At 70.8% G+C, this 16033-nt stretch carries 13 protein-coding genes; 6 read left to right on the top strand and 7 right to left on the bottom strand.

Translation table 11 applies throughout. The annotated features are described in order from the left end of the window. Nucleotides 1-8: 8 nt before the first annotated feature. The gene (locus ACFYPD_RS17325; protein ID WP_387113961.1) at nucleotides 9-1085 is read left to right on the top strand and encodes a LacI family DNA-binding transcriptional regulator; all 1077 of its coding nucleotides are present in this window, start codon (nucleotides 9-11) and stop codon (nucleotides 1083-1085) included. A gap of 57 nt (nucleotides 1086-1142) precedes the next feature. On the opposite strand, the gene ACFYPD_RS17320 is transcribed toward ACFYPD_RS17325, so the two are convergent. After that, nucleotides 1143-2180: a LacI family DNA-binding transcriptional regulator gene (locus tag ACFYPD_RS17320; RefSeq protein WP_387113959.1), complete on the bottom strand. Its 1038-nt coding sequence runs from the start codon at nucleotides 2178-2180 to the stop codon at nucleotides 1143-1145. A gap of 394 nt (nucleotides 2181-2574) precedes the next feature. On the opposite strand from ACFYPD_RS17320, the gene ACFYPD_RS17315 reads away from it, so the two are divergent. After that, nucleotides 2575-3768, top strand: a complete 1194-nt coding sequence (locus ACFYPD_RS17315; RefSeq protein WP_387113957.1) for an endo-1,4-beta-xylanase — start codon at nucleotides 2575-2577, stop codon at nucleotides 3766-3768. A 70-nt stretch (nucleotides 3769-3838) separates the two neighbouring features. Here ACFYPD_RS17315 and ACFYPD_RS17310 read toward each other — a convergent pair whose 3' ends face one another. Further along, nucleotides 3839-4300 carry a YdeI/OmpD-associated family protein gene (locus ACFYPD_RS17310; RefSeq protein ID WP_387113955.1) on the bottom strand — a complete coding sequence of 154 codons (462 nt, stop codon included), beginning with the start codon at nucleotides 4298-4300 and terminating at the stop codon, nucleotides 3839-3841. Between the two features lie 127 nt (nucleotides 4301-4427). Between ACFYPD_RS17310 and ACFYPD_RS17305 the strand changes: the two genes are divergently transcribed. Then, nucleotides 4428-6023: an FAD-binding oxidoreductase gene (locus tag ACFYPD_RS17305; protein WP_387113953.1), complete on the top strand. Its 1596-nt coding sequence runs from the start codon at nucleotides 4428-4430 to the stop codon at nucleotides 6021-6023. Nucleotides 6024-6032: 9 nt separating this feature from the next. Here the strand turns inward: ACFYPD_RS17305 and ACFYPD_RS17300 are convergent, their stop codons facing one another. Then, nucleotides 6033-6950, bottom strand: coding sequence for an AraC family transcriptional regulator (locus ACFYPD_RS17300; protein ID WP_387113951.1), 918 nt, complete (start codon nucleotides 6948-6950; stop codon nucleotides 6033-6035). A gap of 84 nt (nucleotides 6951-7034) precedes the next feature. Here ACFYPD_RS17300 and ACFYPD_RS17295 point away from each other — a divergent pair, with 84 nt between their 5' ends. The 3 genes from ACFYPD_RS17295 to ACFYPD_RS17285 all read left to right on the top strand — a co-directional run bounded on the left by ACFYPD_RS17295 (nucleotide 7035) and on the right by ACFYPD_RS17285 (nucleotide 10677). After that, nucleotides 7035-8009, top strand: coding sequence for an SDR family NAD(P)-dependent oxidoreductase (locus ACFYPD_RS17295; protein WP_387113949.1), 975 nt, complete (start codon nucleotides 7035-7037; stop codon nucleotides 8007-8009). Nucleotides 8010-8052: 43 nt separating this feature from the next. Beyond that, a complete protein-coding gene (locus ACFYPD_RS17290) occupies nucleotides 8053-8850 on the top strand; it encodes an inositol monophosphatase family protein (protein ID WP_387113947.1) in 798 nt (265 codons plus the stop codon). 393 nt (nucleotides 8851-9243) lie between these two features. Next, on the top strand, nucleotides 9244-10677 hold the full coding sequence (locus ACFYPD_RS17285; RefSeq protein WP_387113945.1) for a non-reducing end alpha-L-arabinofuranosidase family hydrolase: 1434 nt from the start codon (nucleotides 9244-9246) through the stop codon (nucleotides 10675-10677). Between the two features lie 79 nt (nucleotides 10678-10756). Here ACFYPD_RS17285 and araA read toward each other — a convergent pair whose 3' ends face one another. From araA to ACFYPD_RS17265, 4 genes are read right to left on the bottom strand one after another with little or no spacing between them, the layout of a single operon-like run. Beyond that, nucleotides 10757-12259, bottom strand: coding sequence for an L-arabinose isomerase (araA, locus tag ACFYPD_RS17280; RefSeq protein WP_387113943.1), 1503 nt, complete (start codon nucleotides 12257-12259; stop codon nucleotides 10757-10759). Nucleotides 12260-12285: 26 nt separating this feature from the next. Next, the gene (gene yjfF, locus ACFYPD_RS17275) at nucleotides 12286-13275 is read right to left on the bottom strand and encodes a galactofuranose ABC transporter, permease protein YjfF (RefSeq protein ID WP_387113941.1); all 990 of its coding nucleotides are present in this window, start codon (nucleotides 13273-13275) and stop codon (nucleotides 12286-12288) included. After that, nucleotides 13272-14342 (bottom strand): ABC transporter permease, encoded by a 1071-nt coding sequence (locus ACFYPD_RS17270; protein ID WP_387113939.1) that lies wholly within the window; start codon nucleotides 14340-14342, stop codon nucleotides 13272-13274. The genes yjfF and ACFYPD_RS17270 overlap by 4 nt, the downstream gene beginning before the upstream one ends. Then, nucleotides 14339-15877: a sugar ABC transporter ATP-binding protein gene (locus tag ACFYPD_RS17265; RefSeq protein WP_387113937.1), complete on the bottom strand. Its 1539-nt coding sequence runs from the start codon at nucleotides 15875-15877 to the stop codon at nucleotides 14339-14341. The genes ACFYPD_RS17270 and ACFYPD_RS17265 overlap by 4 nt, the downstream gene beginning before the upstream one ends. Nucleotides 15878-16033: the final 156 nt, after the last annotated feature.

Genomic DNA, 16033 nt, shown 5'->3' with positions numbered 1-16033 from the left:
GAAAGGGGGTGTCAATCGGTATCGATAACGTTTTCGAGCCGCTGCTGACCGGATCCGCGCAGCGGCTCTATCATCGTCGGGTGGTGTTCCCGGAGCGCGTCAAGATGTCGGATGTGGCACGTACCGCCGGCGTCTCGGTGGCAACCGTATCGAAGGTTGTCAATGGGCGGTACGGCGTGGCCCAGGCGACCGTGGAGCGCGTCCAGCAGGTCATCCACGAGCTCGGCTACGAGGCCAGCCTGGGGGCGCAGAGCCTGCGCAGTCACCGCACGAATGTGCTGGGCATCCTGGTCGCCGAGTTCGAGCCGTTCTCGACCGAACTGCTCAAGGGGGCGTCCCGGGAGGTCGCCGGCAGCGGATACCAGCTGTTGGCCTACTCCAGCGGCGACGGCGAGGGTGCCGCCATAGGCTGGGAACGGCGCTCGCTGGCCCGTCTGTCCGGAACCCTCATCGACGGCGCCGTGATCGTCACGCCGACCGTGATCGAGACCAAGCACGGCTTCCATGTCGTGGCCGTCGACCCCCATACCGGCCCATCCGGTCTGCCCACCGTCGACTCGGACAACTTCGCCGGCGCCGTGCTCGCCACCAACTACCTGCTGTCGCTCGGCCACCGCCGCATCGGGCACATCAGCGGACGCCCCGACCTCGAGTCGGCGCGCCTGCGCGAGGCGGGCTTCCGCAAGGCCATGGCCGACGCCGACGTGGCGGTGGACGAGAGGATCGTGCGCGTCGGCGGGTTCCGGACCGAGAGCGCCGCTGGTACGGCCGCGGAACTGCTCTCGCTCCCGGACCGACCGACGGCGATCTTCGCGGGAAACGACCTTTCGGCGATCTCCACGATGAACGTCGCCCGCGGCATGGGCCTCACGGTGCCCGACGACCTGTCCGTCATCGGCTTCGACAACGTCCCGGAGTCGGCGCTGGTGAACCCCCCGCTGACGACGATCATGCAACCGCTGCAGCGCATGGGCGCCGAGGCATTGCGCCTGCTCATCGACCTGATCGCCGGCGTCGAGCGTGACACACACATCCGGCTCCCCACCGAGCTGGTCATCCGGGCCTCGTGCCGCCCCTACCGGTGATGCCGCGGCCCGAGGTCCACCCGCAGCCACTCGCACCGGATCGGCCGTCGGTGGGAGTCAGGCGACCAGCGGGGCTGCGCTGTCGCGGACGACGAGCTGGGTGGCCAGTTCCACCCGTGGACTCTCGATCCGCTCACCCCGAGCCAGGCGCAGGACCGTGCGGGCGGCGAGCAGGCCCATCTTCGCGAGGGGCTGCCGGACGGTTGTCAGCGGCGGGGAACACCACCGGACCTCCGGCAGGTCGTCGAAGCCGACGACGCTGACGTCGTCGGGCACCCGCAGGCCGCGTCGTCGGACGGCCTCGTAGACCCCGAGGGCCATCTGATCACTCGCGGCGAAGATCGCGGTGGGCGGGTCGGGCAGGCGCAGCAGTTGGTTACCGGCGGCGAACCCGGCCTCGTGGTAGAAGTTGCCCGGGTGGATCAGCTCCTCGTTGACGCTGAGGCCGGCGGTCTCCAGCGCCGCCCGGTAGCCGTCGAGACGCACCCGGCTGCACATCAGCTGCGGCGGCCCGGCGATGAAGCCGATCTGCCGGTGGCCGAGACCGAGCAGGTACTCGGTCGCGCGCAGGCTGCCCACCCAGTTGGTCGCGCCGATGGTGTGCGCCTCCTGCGGGGGCACCCCGGCGGGGTCCACGATGACGACGGGGATGTTGAGGCGGCGCAGCTCGGCCTGCAGCGGCGGCTCCAGGGTGGAGGTCACGAAGATGACCCCCTCGGTGGAGCGGGTGCGCAGGTTGTCCAGCCACTGCCTGGCCGACGAGCTGCGCCGGTGGATCGCGGAGACCACGGTGCCGATGCCGGCCGCGTGTGCGACGTCCTCGACCCCGCGGATGATCTCGACCGCCCAGGGGCTGTCCAGGTCGTTGAAGACCAGGTCGATCAGACCGGAGCTGGGCCGCATGCTCGGCCTGCGGCGGCGGTAGCCGTGCCGGGTCAGCAGCTCCTCGACCCGTTCCCGGGTCCGCGGGGCGACGTCGGAGCGGCCGTTGACAACCCGCGACACCGTGGGCACCGAGACGCCGGCGAGCCGCGCGATCGCCGCGATGGTGACTTTCCGGGAGTCGTCCGAGGCCACCGGTCGCCCTTTCGTCATCGCTGGAGCGTAGGAGGGGAAGTTTCCCGGGCCGGCAGCCCGCTCGGAGCCCAGGGACTTTCGGTCGGATGCCGGTACTTTTCCATCGCTTGAAGGGCACGTTATGACCTGCCCTGTTCCGGGTCAAGGCCCGGCCGCGCCTGGTCCGCCCTTACCGGGACCCCGTCCACCGACCGGCCGAGCCGGGCCTCCGGTGGTTGACGAGGGGGATCGACGCTCGTATTGTTCCGGCCCAGTTATCGGGAATTTGCTCGGAAGTATCGGCTCGACCGCGCTCGAACGACCGTTTCCCGCACCGTCCCTCTGATCGGCGTCCGGCGCTGCCACCTGCGCGCACCCCGCGCCCTCCGGGTCAACGCCCCGGTCGACCCCCGTTTCGCACCGGAGGAAGCTCATGAAACTGCGACGATGGATAGCCGCCGGCGCGGTCGCCGTGGCCACCGCCGCCACTCTCAGCAGCGCGCCGGCCACGGCGGGCCGCCCGTACGACCCGACCGACCAGAGCCTGCGCAACCTCGCGCTCCGCCACGGCCTGGCCATCGGCACGGCCGTCGACATGGCCGCCCTCAACGACCCCGCCGACCCGCGGTACCGCCAGCTCGCGGCCTCGGAGTTCTCCACGGTCACCGCCGAGAACGAGATGAAGTGGGAGAGCCTGGAGCCGACCCGCGGCACCTACAACTGGGAGCCGGCCGACCGGCTGCTCGCCTTCGCCAAGCAGAACAACCAGCGCGTACGCGGGCACGTGCTGGTCTGGCAGAACCAGCTGCCCGGCTGGCTGACCGACGGCGTGGCCGACGGCTCCATCAGCGACGCCGAGCTGCGCGACATCCTGCGCAGGCACATCACCGCGGTGGTCACCCACTTCAAGGGCCGGATCTGGCAGTGGGACGTGGTCAACGAGGCGGTCAGCGACCCCTGGGACACCCCGTCGACCCTGCACTACAAGGGGTTCTGGGCCCAGCACCTCGGTCCCGGCTACATCGCCGACGCCTTCCGCTGGGCCCGCGCGGCCGACCCGCACGCCCTGCTGTTCTACAACGACTACAACATCGAGGCCTTCGGCTCGCGCGACCCGGCGAACGACAAGACCCAGTTCGTGTACGACATGACCAAGGGCCTGCTGGCCCAGCGCGTGCCGATCGACGGCATCGGCAGCCAGGGCCACCTCGGCACCCAGTACGGCAACTACGACACCCTCCAGGTCGCCGAGGCCCTGCGGAGGTTCGCCGGGTTGGGGCTGGCCACGGCGTTCACCGAGGTCGACGTGCGCAGCCAGCTCACCGAGGGCGTTCAGGCGGGCGACTCGAACGAGATCAACCCGCGGTTGCAGGCCTCGGCGGCGAACTTCAGCGTGCTGCTGCAGGCCTGCCTGGCCGAACGGCACTGCCTGTCCTTCACCGTCTGGGGATTCACCGACAAGCACTCCTGGGTGCCCGGCTGGTTCTCCGACCCGCCGGAGGGCCTGGCCACCATCTACGACGAGAACTACCAGCCCAAGCGGGCGTACCACCTGATGAAGGCCGACCTGATCTACAGCGGACCGCCGTACGTCCTGCCGCGCGTCCCGCAGCGGCCGCGCCGCTAGGCGCAGCGGTCGGGCGGGGCGGGTCGGTCGACCGGTCCCGCCCGACCGCAACGAGGGCGGTGTCGCGTGCTCACCGGTGCCGGCCGGCGCGGAGCATCTCGATGGTCTTCGTGACGCGCTGCGCCCGGGTGGCCTCCCGCTTGGCCTCGGTGACCCAGCGGACGAACTCCTTGCGATGCGAGGGGGCCAGCGCCCCGAACGCCGTCTGCGCCTGGGCGTCACCGGCGAGAGCGGCGGCCAGGTCCTCGGGCACCTCGACGCTACGGGCCTCCGCGTCGAGGGCGATGGCGACCTCGTACGTCGACCCGATGCTCACCCCGGCTTGTGCCCGCGCCGCACGTGACAAGCCGATCAGGTTCTCCCCACCCATCCGGGCCAGCCGCAGCGGGAGCGTCACCCCGTTGACACTCACGCGCACGGGGAACGTCTTGCGCCCCTCCCCCACGACGGACACCTGCTCGTCGGACAACACGAACGCTCCAGCCGGACCACGCTGCTCCAACGTCAACGGCAACGCGAGGGTCTCGGCCATGACGTCATCGTAATCGTCAGCACCCCGACGGGCGATCAACGACCGCCGCCGACTCACCGACGACGGCCGCGCTCCGCGGTCGATCACCAACCGGCAATCCCGGTGTTCGATGGATACCGTGATGGCCATGGCCGATGCTGCGACCGCCCGCCGCACTGCCCGCGCCCGCTCCTGGTGGGGCTGGGGCTGGGCGGACGAACACCCCGACGACGCCGAATGCGCGGCGCTGGGAGCACTCCTCCCCGGTACGCTCCCGCGCCCGCTGCCCGTTCCTCAGGTCGCCGACCTGCGGATCGCCCGGCCCGCCGTCGAGCCACCGCGGAGCCTGGCGCATCTGGTCACCGCCGACCCCGAGGCGCGCGCCGCGCACGCCATGGGCAAGGCGTACCGGGATGTCGTCCGCGCCCTGCGCGGCCGTCCCGCGCGGATGCCCGATCTGGTCGCCTGGCCGGCGAAGGACCAGGACGTGGCCGACCTCCTGGACTGGGCCGGCGACCGCGGCGTGGCCGTGATTCCCTACGGCGGGGGCTCCTCGGTGACCGGCGGCGTGGAGTACCGCGGCGACGCGCACCGGGCGGTGGTGTCCCTCGACCTGACCGCGATGGACCGGGTGCTGGAGGTCGACACCGACAGCCGGGCCGCCCGCATCCAGGCCGGCGTCCTCGGCCCGGCGCTGGAGAACCAGCTCAGGCCGCACGGCTTGACGCTGCGGCACTTCCCGCAGAGTTTCGAGTTCTCCACCCTCGGCGGCTGGCTCGCCACCCGGGCAGGCGGTCACTACGCCACCGTCCACACGCACATCGACGATTTCGTCCAGTCCCTGCGGTTGGTCACCCCGGCAGGCGCCGGCACGTCGTGGCAGGTGCCCGCCTCCGGCGCCGGACCGTCTCCCGACCGGCTGTTCCTCGGCTCCGAGGGCACCCTCGGCGTCATCACCGAGGCGTGGATGCGCCTGCAGGACCGCCCCCACCACAAGGCTTCCGCGTCGGTCCGTTTCGCCGACTTCGCCGCCGCGCTGCGCGGGGTCCGGGCGATCGCCCAGTCCGGCCTCTCCCCCGCGAACTGCCGCCTGCTCGACCCCGGCGAGGCCGCCCTGTCCGGCGCCGCCCGGGACGGCTCCTCCCTCCTCGTCCTCGGCTTCGAGTCGGCCGCCGTACCGGTGGACGGTGCTCTCGCCCAGGCGCTGGACCTGGCGCGCGCCCACGGCGGCACGCCCTCCTCCGGCTCCGGCGGTCGGGGCGACGAGGCGGTCGGCGCCTGGCGCTCGGCGTTTCTCCGGATGCCGTACCTGCGCGACGGGCTCGCCCGGATGGGAGCGGTCGTCGAGACCTTCGAGACGGCTGCCACCTGGAAACGGCTTCCTACTTTGATCGACGCCGTCCGCGAGGAGGTCGGCGCCGCAGCGCGCGAGGCCACCGGCCATCCGGCCGCCGTCAACTGCCGCCTCACCCACGTCTATCCCGATGGAGCGGCGCCCTACTTCACCGTGCTGGCCGGAGGCCGCCCCGGCGACGAGGTCGCGGTCTGGGACCACCTCAAGGACGTCGCGACCGAAGTCCTCCACCGCCATCACGCCACCATCACCCACCACCACGCCGTCGGCCGCGACCACCGCCTCGGGTACGACCGGCAGCGCCCCGAACCGTTCGCCCTGGCCCTGCGCGCCGCGAAGGCCGCGCTCGATCCGCACGGGATCCTCAACCCCGGTGTGCTCGTGGACTGAGCCGCGCTCCTACTCCGCCCGTGCGGCGGCCGCGCGATAGGCGCGCGGCGAGAGACCGATGGTGCGTTTGAAGGCGACGCTGAAGGCGCTCTCGGAGCCGTACCCCACGTCGCGGGCGATGGTGGCGATGGTGTCGTCGCCGCGGCGGATCCGGTCGGCGGCACGTTCGACGCGCCATGCGGTGAGGTACTCCAGGGGGCCCTGACCGACCACCTGCTTGAACCGGGCCGCCAGGGTGGATCGGGAGACCGCCGCGCTGCGGGCCAACTCGGCGACTGTCCAGGGGTGGGCGGGCCGGGCGTGCATCCGTCGCAGGACGGTCGCCACGGTGGGATCGGTCAGGCCGGCCAGCCAGCCGGAGGTGTGATCGGCGTCCCGCGTGAGGTACAGGCGCAGGATCCGGACCAGCATGACGACGGCCAGGTGCTCGGCGACCAGTCTCGCCCCCGCCGCGTCCTGCCGCAGTTCCGCGTCGATCTCGTCGACCGCCCGTCGCACGGTCGCGGCCTCCGGCGTCGCGGCCGCCACCCGGACGACCGGCGGCAGGCCGTCGAGCAGCAGGGCCTGGGCGCGGTCGGTGAAGGAGAACGCGCCGCCGATGAGGAACACCTCGTCGCCGTCGCCGGCGCGGGCCACGCCGTCGACGGCCGCGGTGAACAGGGGCCCCGCCGGCTCGGTCGGCAGGCTCAGGTCACTTGCCAGGGTGAACGCGACCGGCCGGGTCAGCAGGAAGCAGTCGCCCTCTCCGAGCCGGAGGGGATCCGGCACCCCGTCCACCCGAAGCCAGCAGGCACCCCGGCGTACGACGTTGAACTTCATGCCGGCGGGCGGCTCGAACCGGACGGCCCAGGCTCCTCCGGCGGACATGCTGGCGGAAAGGTGACTCGTCGCCTCGATCAGCGAGAGAACGTCCTCCAACGGGTCCACGCACACCCCCTTCGGACGCTCGCTAAACTTTCCCGGACGGCAAACTATAGGCCGTCCAGACCCGTCGGTCGTAGCGTTGCCGTCATGACACAGAGCACACGCCTGACCACGCGATTCACCGCCCGCGCCACCGCCGAGGACGTCATCGAGGGCGTCGACCTCACCGGACGCCGCATGATCGTCACCGGCGGCGCCTCCGGCATCGGCCTGGAGACGGTTCGCGCCCTCGCCCGCGCCGGCGCGGAGGTCACCGTGGCGACGCGTGACCCCGCCCGCGCGGACGACCTGGTTGCCGAGTTCGCCGGACCCGGCCCGGGCACGGTTCGGGCAGCCGCGCTCGACCTCGCCGACCTCGACTCCGTCGACACCTTCGTCGCCGGCTGGACCGGACCGTTGCACGCGTTGGTCGCGAACGCCGGAATCATGGCGGTACCGCACCGCCAGCTGACCCCGGAAGGCTGGGAACTTCAGCTGGCCACCAACTACCTCGGCCACTTCGCGCTCGCCCGGGGCCTGCACGACAACCTCCGATCCGCCGGCTCCGCGCGGGTCGTCGTGGTCAGCTCGGGCGCCCAGCTCCGCGCCGGAGTCGACTTCGACGACCCCCACTTCGCCCGCCGCCCGTACGACCCGTGGACCGCGTACAGCCAGTCCAAGGCCGCCGACGTCCTACTGGCCGTCGGTATCGCCCGGCGGTGGGCCGCCGACGGGATCACCGCGAACGCCCTCGCCCCGGGCGTCATCATCACCAACCTGCAACGCCACCTCGGCGCGGACACCCTGCGCTCCTTCGGGGTGACGACCGACGAGGCGGGCACCGTGACGGTGCCGGACCACTACAAGACCCCGGCCCAGGGCGCCGCCACCACCGTGCTGCTGGCCGCGTCGCCGCTGGTCGAGGGGGTCACCGGCCGCTACTTCGAGGACAACCAGGAGTCGGAGGTGGTCCCCGGCGGTCCGGAACCGATGACCGGGGTGGCCGAGCACGCGGTGGACGTCGCCGCCGCCGACCGGCTCTGGGCGTACGCCGAAAGCACCCTCACCTCTCGCCGAGCCTGACCGCACGCTGATCGACCGGTCGAGCGGCGGATAGCCTCCAACGGTGGCCAACTGGTACGAGCAGGACCTGAGCCTTGCACTGGAACTCGCTGAACTGGCCGACCGGATCACGGCAGCGCACTTCGTCGCGGGCTCAGTCGTCACCGTCAAGCCGGACCGCAGCTTGGTGACGCAAGCCGATCTGGAGACGGAACGAGCCCTCGCCGCTGTGGTGGCCGAGCGCCGGCCGCACGACGCGATCGCGGCGGAGGAACTGCACGGCGATCAGGTCAGCGAGGGCCGCTGCTGGGTCATCGACCCCATCGACCACACCAACAACTTCGCTCGTGGCCTGTCGTACTACGGCACGTTGATCGCGCTCCTCGAGGATGGCCAACCGGTGGTCGGTGTGGCCAGTGCTCCCTCGTTGAGGCGTAGGTGGTGGGCTTCCCGCGGTGGCGGTGCTTTCGCCGATGGTCATCGGATCCGGGTGTCCGCGGTGGGTGAGCTTTCCGAGGCGCACCTGAGCTTCGCGGAACTGGAGGTGTGGAATCGCCGTGGCCTGCTGAGTCCACTGGTCGAGCTGGTGTCGGAAGTGCGGTGGACGTTCGGATCTGGCGGTTTCCTGGCACAGATGGCGGTCGCAGAGGGGAAGATGGACGTTGCCCTCGATCCCACCGGGCATGTCTGGGACCTGGCCGCGAGTCAGGTCATCGTCCAGGAGGCCGGCGGCATCTTCACCGACGTGCACGGCCGCGTTGACGCCACGCGCGGAACCGCCGTGGTCACCAACGGCCTCCTGCACGAGAAGGTTCTCTCCTGGCTGGCGGGTGACCAGGATAAGGCCGTCCGAGCGTTGTGAGCGATAACAGCACTGATTCTTGAGGCGGGCGCCCGCCTCCCGTTCACTCCTCGCTTCCACAACGGACGCTTCCTGACGGGGTCGCCTGAAGCTTGAGGATGTTATCGATAACCTGCTATGTTCCGGCTCCAGGAGCCGAAGGCATCTCCGGCCACTCGGGATCACCGACCGTCGCAGGGCACCGGGCACATCCGGGTCGACGGGTGACAACCCCCGGAGCCGTCGTACGCCGCCAGGTCATGAACGCCGTGAACGTCGCCGCTCGCCCGCCGGCCAAGCCGGCGAGCGGCGACCACGGTGGAGCGGCTCACCGCTGGCATCCCCGCGCACACGTTCTCCTCAACGTCTGCCGTCTCTCCGTCCGGGCCCTCACCCCACCAGGAAGGATCCTCGATGCGGACCACTCGCAAAGCCAGAGCGGCAGCCCTCGCGGCCACCACGGGCCTGGTCGCCGCTGCCGCAGCCGTGACGCTGCCCGCCGAGGCGGCCACCGCCGGTTGCGCGGTCACCTACCAGGTGTCCTCGCAGTGGCAGGGCGGCTTCGGCGCCAACGTCGCCGTCACCAACCTCGGCGACCCGGTCAACGGCTGGACGCTCAGCTGGACCTGGGGCGCCGGCCAGCAGGTCACCCAGTACTGGAACGCCACCATCACGCAAAGCGGCAGCCAGGTGCGGGCATCGAACGTCAGTTACAACGCGAGCATCGGGAGCAACGCCGGCGTGTCGTTCGGCTTCAACGGCTCGTGGACGGGGAGCAACCCCGCGCCGACCAGCTTCACGCTCAACGGCACCACCTGCACGGGTGGCACCGCCACCCCGCCGCCCACCACCACGCCGCCGCCCAGTTCTCCCCCGCCCAGTTCTCCCCCGCCGACAGGAAGCCTGCCGAGCAGCTTCCGGTGGAGTTCCAGCGGCGCGCTCATCGGGCCGAAGAACGACGGCCGCGGCATCGCCGGGATCAAGGATCCCTCCGTCGTGTACTACAACGGCCGCTACCACGTCTTCGCCAGCACCGCGAAGTCCTCCGGCTACAACCTGGTCTACACCAGCTTCACCGACTGGTCCCAGGCCGGTACGGCGCCGTTCACCTACCTCGACCAGACCCCGGTCGGCGCCGGGTACCGCGCCGCGCCGCAGGTGTTCTACTTCGCATCGCAGAGGCTGTGGTACCTCGTCTACCAGACCGGCAACGCGTCATACTCCACCAACCCGGACATCAGCAACCCGGCCGGGTGGAGCGCACCGAAGAACTTCTACCCGTCGATGCCGGCGATCATCCAGCAGAACATCGGCAACGGCTACTGGGTCGACATGTGGGTGATCTGCGACAGCACCAACTGCTACCTGTTCTCCTCGGACGACAACGGGCACCTGTACCGGTCCCAGACGACGCTGGCGAACTTCCCCAACGGCATGACCAACACGGTCATCGCCATGCAGGACAGCGACCGCAACCGGCTGTTCGAAGCCTCCAACGTCTACCGGGTCGGCGACCGGTACCTGCTGCTCGTCGAGGCGATCGGCAGTGACGGCCGCCGGTACTTCCGCTCCTGGACCGCCCCGGCCGTCGTCGGACCGTGGACCGCCCTCGCCGACACCGAGAGCAACCCGTTCGCCCGGGCCACCAACGTCACCTTCCCCGGTGGCGCCTGGACCCGGGACATCAGCCACGGCGAGATGATCCGCAGCGGCCACGACCAGACCCTCGCCGTCGACCCCTGCCACCTGCGCTACCTCTACCAGGGCCTGGACCCCAACGCCGGCGGCGACTACAACAGCCTGCCCTGGCGGCTCGGCCTGCTCACCCAGACCAACTCCACCTGCTGACCCCGTCGCAGCCGCCCCTGAGCCCGGCCGGCGGTCACCGCCAGCCGGGCTCCACCGGCAGAGGCGGCCGCCCGCCGGTTCAGAGCCCTCGGGCGAGCCGGTAGTAGGCCTGATTCCAGCGGATCTCCTCGGCGAAGCGACGCGGGTCCGTGTCGGCGTCGATGACGACCAGCTCGGTGCGGCTCATCTCGGCCAGGTCGTGCAGCTCCTCCACCCCCACCGCCCGCGACAGCACGGTGTGGTGCGGGGCCCCGGCGGTGATCCACGCCTCGGCGGAGCCGGCCAGGTGCGGGCGGGGGCGCCAGACGGCCCGGGCGACCGGCAGCCGGCGCAGCGGATGTGGCGGCGCCACCACGTCGACCTCGTTGGCGACGAGCCGGAACCGCTCCCCCATGTCGGCGAGGCCCAGCACGACCGCGGGACCGGGCGCGGCGTCGAAGACCAGCCGGACCGGGTCCTCCCGCCCACCGATGCTCAGCGGGTGGATCTCGACGGAGGGGATGTCCGCGGCGATGCTCGGGCACACCTCGAGCATGTGTGCGCCGAGGACCAGCTCCCGGCCCGGGGTGAGGTCGTAGGTGTAGTCCTCCATGAACGAGGTGCCGCCGTCGACCCCGACCGCCATCGCCTTGAGGGTGTGCACGAGGACGGACGTCTTCCAGTCACCCTCACCGCCGAAGCCGTAGCCGTCGGCCATCAGGCGCTGCACGGCGATGCCGGGCAACTGGCGCAGCCCGCCGAGGTCCTCGAAGTTGGTGGTGAAGGCACGGAACCCGCCGGCTTCGAGGAAGGCACGCAGGCCGAGCTCCAGCCGGGCGGCATAGCGCAGGGACTGGTGGCGGTCACCGCCGGGGCGCAGCTCGGGCACCATTCGGTAGCTGTCGTCGTACTCCTTGACCAGGTCGTCCACCCGCGCGTCGGTGACCTCGCCGACCACCTGGACGAGGTCGTTGACGCCGTAGGTGTTCACGGAGACACCGAAGCGCAGCTCCGCCTCCACCTTGTCGCCCTCGGTCACCGCCACGTCGCGCATGTTGTCGCCGAAGCGGGCCAGCCGCAGCGACCGCATGGCCGACCAGCCGATCGCCGCCCGTGCCCAGGCACCCACCCGGGACACCACGCGCCGGTCGCTGACGTGCCCGGCGACGGTCTTGCGGGCCACCCCGAGGCGGGTCTGGATGAACCCGAACTCGCGGTCGCCGTGCGCCGCCTGGTTGAGGTTCATGAAGTCCATGTCGATCTCGTCCCAGGGAAGCAGGACGTTGGCCTGGGTGTGCAGGTGCAGCAGCGGCGTCCGCAGCGCGTCCAGGCCGGCGATCCACATCTTCGCCGGTGAGAAGGTGTGCATCCAGGCGATCACGCCGACGGCCCCGTGCACGGCGGCGTCCCGGCAGACCCGCAGGATGTCGCCGCTGGTGGTCAGGACCGGTTTCCAGACGATCCGGGCGGGGATGTGCGGCGAGCCGTCGAGCGCCGCCGCGATCTGCCGCGACTGGTCGGCCACCTGGCGAAGGGTGTCCTCGCCGTACATGGCCTGACTGCCGGTCAGGAACCAGATCTCAGGCTCAGCGTGCGATGCCATGGGGTTGCCTTCCGCGAGATGGTCGGTCACTTGTAGCGGATCCCGATCAGACGTTGGAGCAGGATGAACGCGAAGAGCAGGCCGCCGATCACGATCTTGGTCCACCACGAGTTGAGGCCGCCGTCGAAGGTGATCAGTGTCTGGATGACCCCGAGGACCAGCACCCCGAGCACGGTGCCGAAGACGTAGCCGGAGCCGCCGGTCAGCACCGTTCCGCCGATGACGACGGCGGCGATGACGTCGAGTTCCATGCCGACGCCGATCAGCGGGGCGCCGGAGAGCGTGTAGAAGGACAGCAGGATCCCGCCGATCGCCGCGCAGAGGCCACTGATGGTGTAGACGGCGATCCGGGTCCGCCCCACCGGCAGCCCCATCAGCAGCGCCGACTGCGAGTTGCCGCCGATGGCGTACACGTTGCGGCCCAGCCGGGTGTAGGCCAGCGTGTACGCGGCGACGGCGACCACGGCGAAGGCGATGAGCACGCTGATCGAGACGAAGTTGCCACCGGGGTTGCCGATGCGTTGCTGGGACATCCTGGTCCAGAACCCGTCGGTGATCGGGATGGACGAGCCGCTGATGAAGGTGCACATGCCGCGGGCGAAGAACATCCCGGCAAGGGTGACGATGAACGGCTGGATGTCAAAGAAGTGGATCACGCAGCCCATGAGGAAGCCGAGCGTCGGCCCGATGAGCAGCGCGACGAGCAGCACCAGCGCCGCCGGCAGCCCCTCCCTCAGCAGGAACGCCGACACCATCGCGGTCATCGCGACGACCGAGCCGACGGAGAGGTCGATTCCACCGGTGAGGATCACGAAGGTCATCCCGACGGCGACGACCAGCAGGAAGCCGTTGTCGATGAAGACGTTGAAGACGACCTGGATGTTCGAGAACGCGCGGTACTGGGAGACGCCGACGCCGTACAGGACCAGCAGCAGGACGAGGGTGGCCAGGACCGGGACGTGCCGCCGGGGAAGCCGCGACCGGGTGCGCGCGGCCAGCAGGGAGAGGGTCGTCATGCCGGCACCTGCGCCTTCGGCTGTTCGGTGACGGGGGCCGGCCGGGCCCCGGGGGCTCGGCGTCGGGTGAAGCGGGCGCGGAAGCCCGGCGCCTGGATGAGGCAGACCGCGATGACCACGACCGCCTTGAACAGCAGGGAGGTCTGGGGCGAGATGTTCATGGCGTACACCGTGGTGGTGAGGGTCTGGATGAGCAGCGCCCCGAGGATGGTGCCGCCGAGGGAGAACCGGCCGCCGGCGAGGGAGGTGCCGCCGATGACCACGGCGAGGATCGCGTCCAGCTCGACCCAGAGGCCCGCCGCGTTGCCGTCGGCGCTGGACACGTTGGCCGTCATCATGAAGCCGGCGAGCGCGGCGCAGGCCGCGCTGATCACGTAGACGAGGAACGTGATCCGCGCGGATCGGATGCCGGCCAGGCGGCTGGCCTGGGCGTTGCCCCCGACCGACTCGATGATCAGACCGAGGGCGGTCCGCCGGGTCACCGCGGCGACCAGGAGAGCCGCGGCGAGGGCGAGGAAGATGGCCAGCGGCAGGGTCAGCAGGTGACCGACGCCGATCGCCTTGTACGGGTCCGAGTTGACGGTCAGGATCTGCCCCTCGGTGATCAGCTGGGCGAGGCCCCTGCCGGCGACCATGAGGATGAGGGTGGCGATGATCGGCTGGATGCCGATGACCGCGACCAGCACGCCGTTCCAGGCGCCGAGCACCAGGGCCACCCCCAGCCCCAGGGCCAGCGCGGTCAGCACCCCACCGAGGCTGTTCTGGTCGGGCTGCCGGCTGATGTAGAGGCAGGCGATGGCGCCGCTGATCGCGCAGAGTGAGCCGACCGAGAGGTCGATGCCGCCGGTGGCGATCACCAGCGTCATGCCGAGCGCGACCAGGATCAGCGGCGCGCTCAGCCGGAGGATGTCGATCAGGCTGCCGTACAGGTGACCGTCGCGCATCTGCACCGACAGGAAGCCGGGGCGGTAGACGGTGTTGGCGGCCAGCATGCCGACGAGGACGACGACCGGCCAGAAGAGCCGGTGTGTCGTCAGCGCCCGGTAGCCGGCCGTTCGGTTGCTCATGACGGCACCCCCTCGTGCCCCGCGCCGGCGGCGATGGTCTGCATGATCCGGTCGGCGTCGACGCTCTGGTCGTTGGTGAGGTGCGCGACCATCTTCCGGTCGCGCATCACGGCGATCGTGTGGCTGAGGCGGAGCACCTCCTCCAGCTCGGCGGAGACGAACAGCACCGCCATGCCGCCGTCGGAGAGCTGAGCGACCAGCCGCTGGATCTCGGTCTTGGCGCCGATGTCGATGCCTCGGGTCGGCTCGTCGAGGATCAGCAGGCGCGGCTCCGTGATGAGCCAGCGCGCGAGCAGGACTTTCTGCTGGTTGCCGCCGGAGAGGTTGCCCACCGGGATGTCGGGGTCCGCCGGGCGGATGCTCAGGGCCCGTACGTACCGTTCGACCAGCTCGTCCTGCCTGCGGCGGGGAACGGGCCGGAGCCAGCCCCGGGCGGCCTGCAGGGCCAGGATGATGTTCTCCCGCACCGACAGCTCGGCGACGATGCCCTCGGCTCGCCGGTTCTCCGAACAGAAGCCGATGCCGTGGCCGATGGCGGCCACCGGGGTACGCAGCGACGTGGGTGTACCGTGCACCCGGACGCTGCCGTGGTCGGCACGGTCGGCGCCGAACAGCAGCCGGGCGACCTCGGTACGGCCCGAGCCGAGCAGGCCGGCGAGGCCGACCACCTCCCCCTCGTGGATGGTGAGGTCGAACCGTGCGACCGCCGAGCGGCGTCCCAGCTCGCGTACGTCCAGCAGCGGTGCGCTCTCCGCCGGTGCGGTGTCGTGTCGCGACTGCTCGTCCAGTCGCTCCAGCACGCGCAGTTCCTTGCCGATCATCTTCTCCACGAGGCCGAGCTGGGGAAGTTGGCTCGTCGGGTACTCGCCGACGAGCTGGCCGTTGCGCAGCACGGTGATCCGGTCGGCGATGTCGTAGACCTGGTCCAGGAAGTGGGTGACGAACAGGATCGCGAGACCGTCCTGGCGCAGCTGCCGCATGACCCGGAACAGCTGTGCGACCTCGCCCGCGTCGAGGCTGGAGGTGGGCTCGTCGAGGACCAGCACCCGCGCCTTGATGTCGATGGCGCGGGCGATCGCCACCATCTGCTGCACGGCCAGCGAGTAGCTGCCGAGCTGCGCGTTGACGTCGATGTCGAGGTCGAGCCGGGCGAGGAGGGCGCGGGCCCGGCGGCGCATCTCCGCCCACCGCACCGCGCCGAGCCGGCGTGGTTCGCGGCCGATGAAGATGTTCTCCGCCACCGAAAGGTTGGTGCAGAGATTGACCTCCTGGTAGACGGTGCTCACGCCGGCGGCGGTGGCCTGCATCGGGCCGGTGAAGGACACCTGCTCGCCGCCGAGCGTGACGGTGCCGTGGTCGGTGCTGTAGACGCCGGTCAGCACCTTGATCAGGGTCGACTTGCCGGCGCCGTTCTCGCCCATCAGGGCGTGCACCTCGCCGGGGAGGAGGCGGAAGTCCACGCCGTCGAGCGCCAGTACGCCGGGGAAGGACTTGCTGATCCCGGTCATTGTCAGCACTGGATGGCTACCTGTCATGCCACCGGGCCCTTTCCTGGTCGATGGGACGCTGCGCGGTGTGGTTGCGGCGGGGGGGGGCCCGGCCCCCCCCCCCCCCCCGCGGGGGGGGGGGGGCCCCCCCCCGGCCCCGCCACAATTAGGGTGTGGGGGGGGTGAGAACACGCCGGGGAGCGG

The organism is Micromonospora sp. NPDC005299, from assembly GCF_042872345.1.
In the GTDB taxonomy this organism is placed as follows: domain Bacteria; phylum Actinomycetota; class Actinomycetes; order Mycobacteriales; family Micromonosporaceae; genus Micromonospora.
This window is presented reverse-complemented; position numbering and strand designations above follow the sequence as displayed.

Excerpts from the sequence above, each read along its gene's own strand:
- ACFYPD_RS17320 (WP_387113959.1), bottom strand. The coding sequence starts at position 2,180 with ATGACGAAAGGGCGACCGGTGGCCTCGGACGACTCCCGGAAAGTCACC.
- ACFYPD_RS17315 (WP_387113957.1), top strand. The coding sequence starts at position 2,575 with ATGAAACTGCGACGATGGATAGCCGCCGGCGCGGTCGCCGTGGCCACC.
- ACFYPD_RS17310 (WP_387113955.1), bottom strand. The coding sequence starts at position 4,300 with ATGGCCGAGACCCTCGCGTTGCCGTTGACGTTGGAGCAGCGTGGTCCG.
- ACFYPD_RS17305 (WP_387113953.1), top strand. The coding sequence starts at position 4,428 with ATGGCCGATGCTGCGACCGCCCGCCGCACTGCCCGCGCCCGCTCCTGG.
- ACFYPD_RS17295 (WP_387113949.1), top strand. The coding sequence starts at position 7,035 with ATGACACAGAGCACACGCCTGACCACGCGATTCACCGCCCGCGCCACC.
- ACFYPD_RS17285 (WP_387113945.1), top strand. The coding sequence starts at position 9,244 with ATGCGGACCACTCGCAAAGCCAGAGCGGCAGCCCTCGCGGCCACCACG.
- araA (WP_387113943.1), bottom strand. The coding sequence starts at position 12,259 with ATGGCATCGCACGCTGAGCCTGAGATCTGGTTCCTGACCGGCAGTCAG.
- yjfF (WP_387113941.1), bottom strand. The coding sequence starts at position 13,275 with ATGACGACCCTCTCCCTGCTGGCCGCGCGCACCCGGTCGCGGCTTCCC.
- ACFYPD_RS17270 (WP_387113939.1), bottom strand. The coding sequence starts at position 14,342 with ATGAGCAACCGAACGGCCGGCTACCGGGCGCTGACGACACACCGGCTC.
- ACFYPD_RS17265 (WP_387113937.1), bottom strand. The coding sequence starts at position 15,877 with ATGACAGGTAGCCATCCAGTGCTGACAATGACCGGGATCAGCAAGTCC.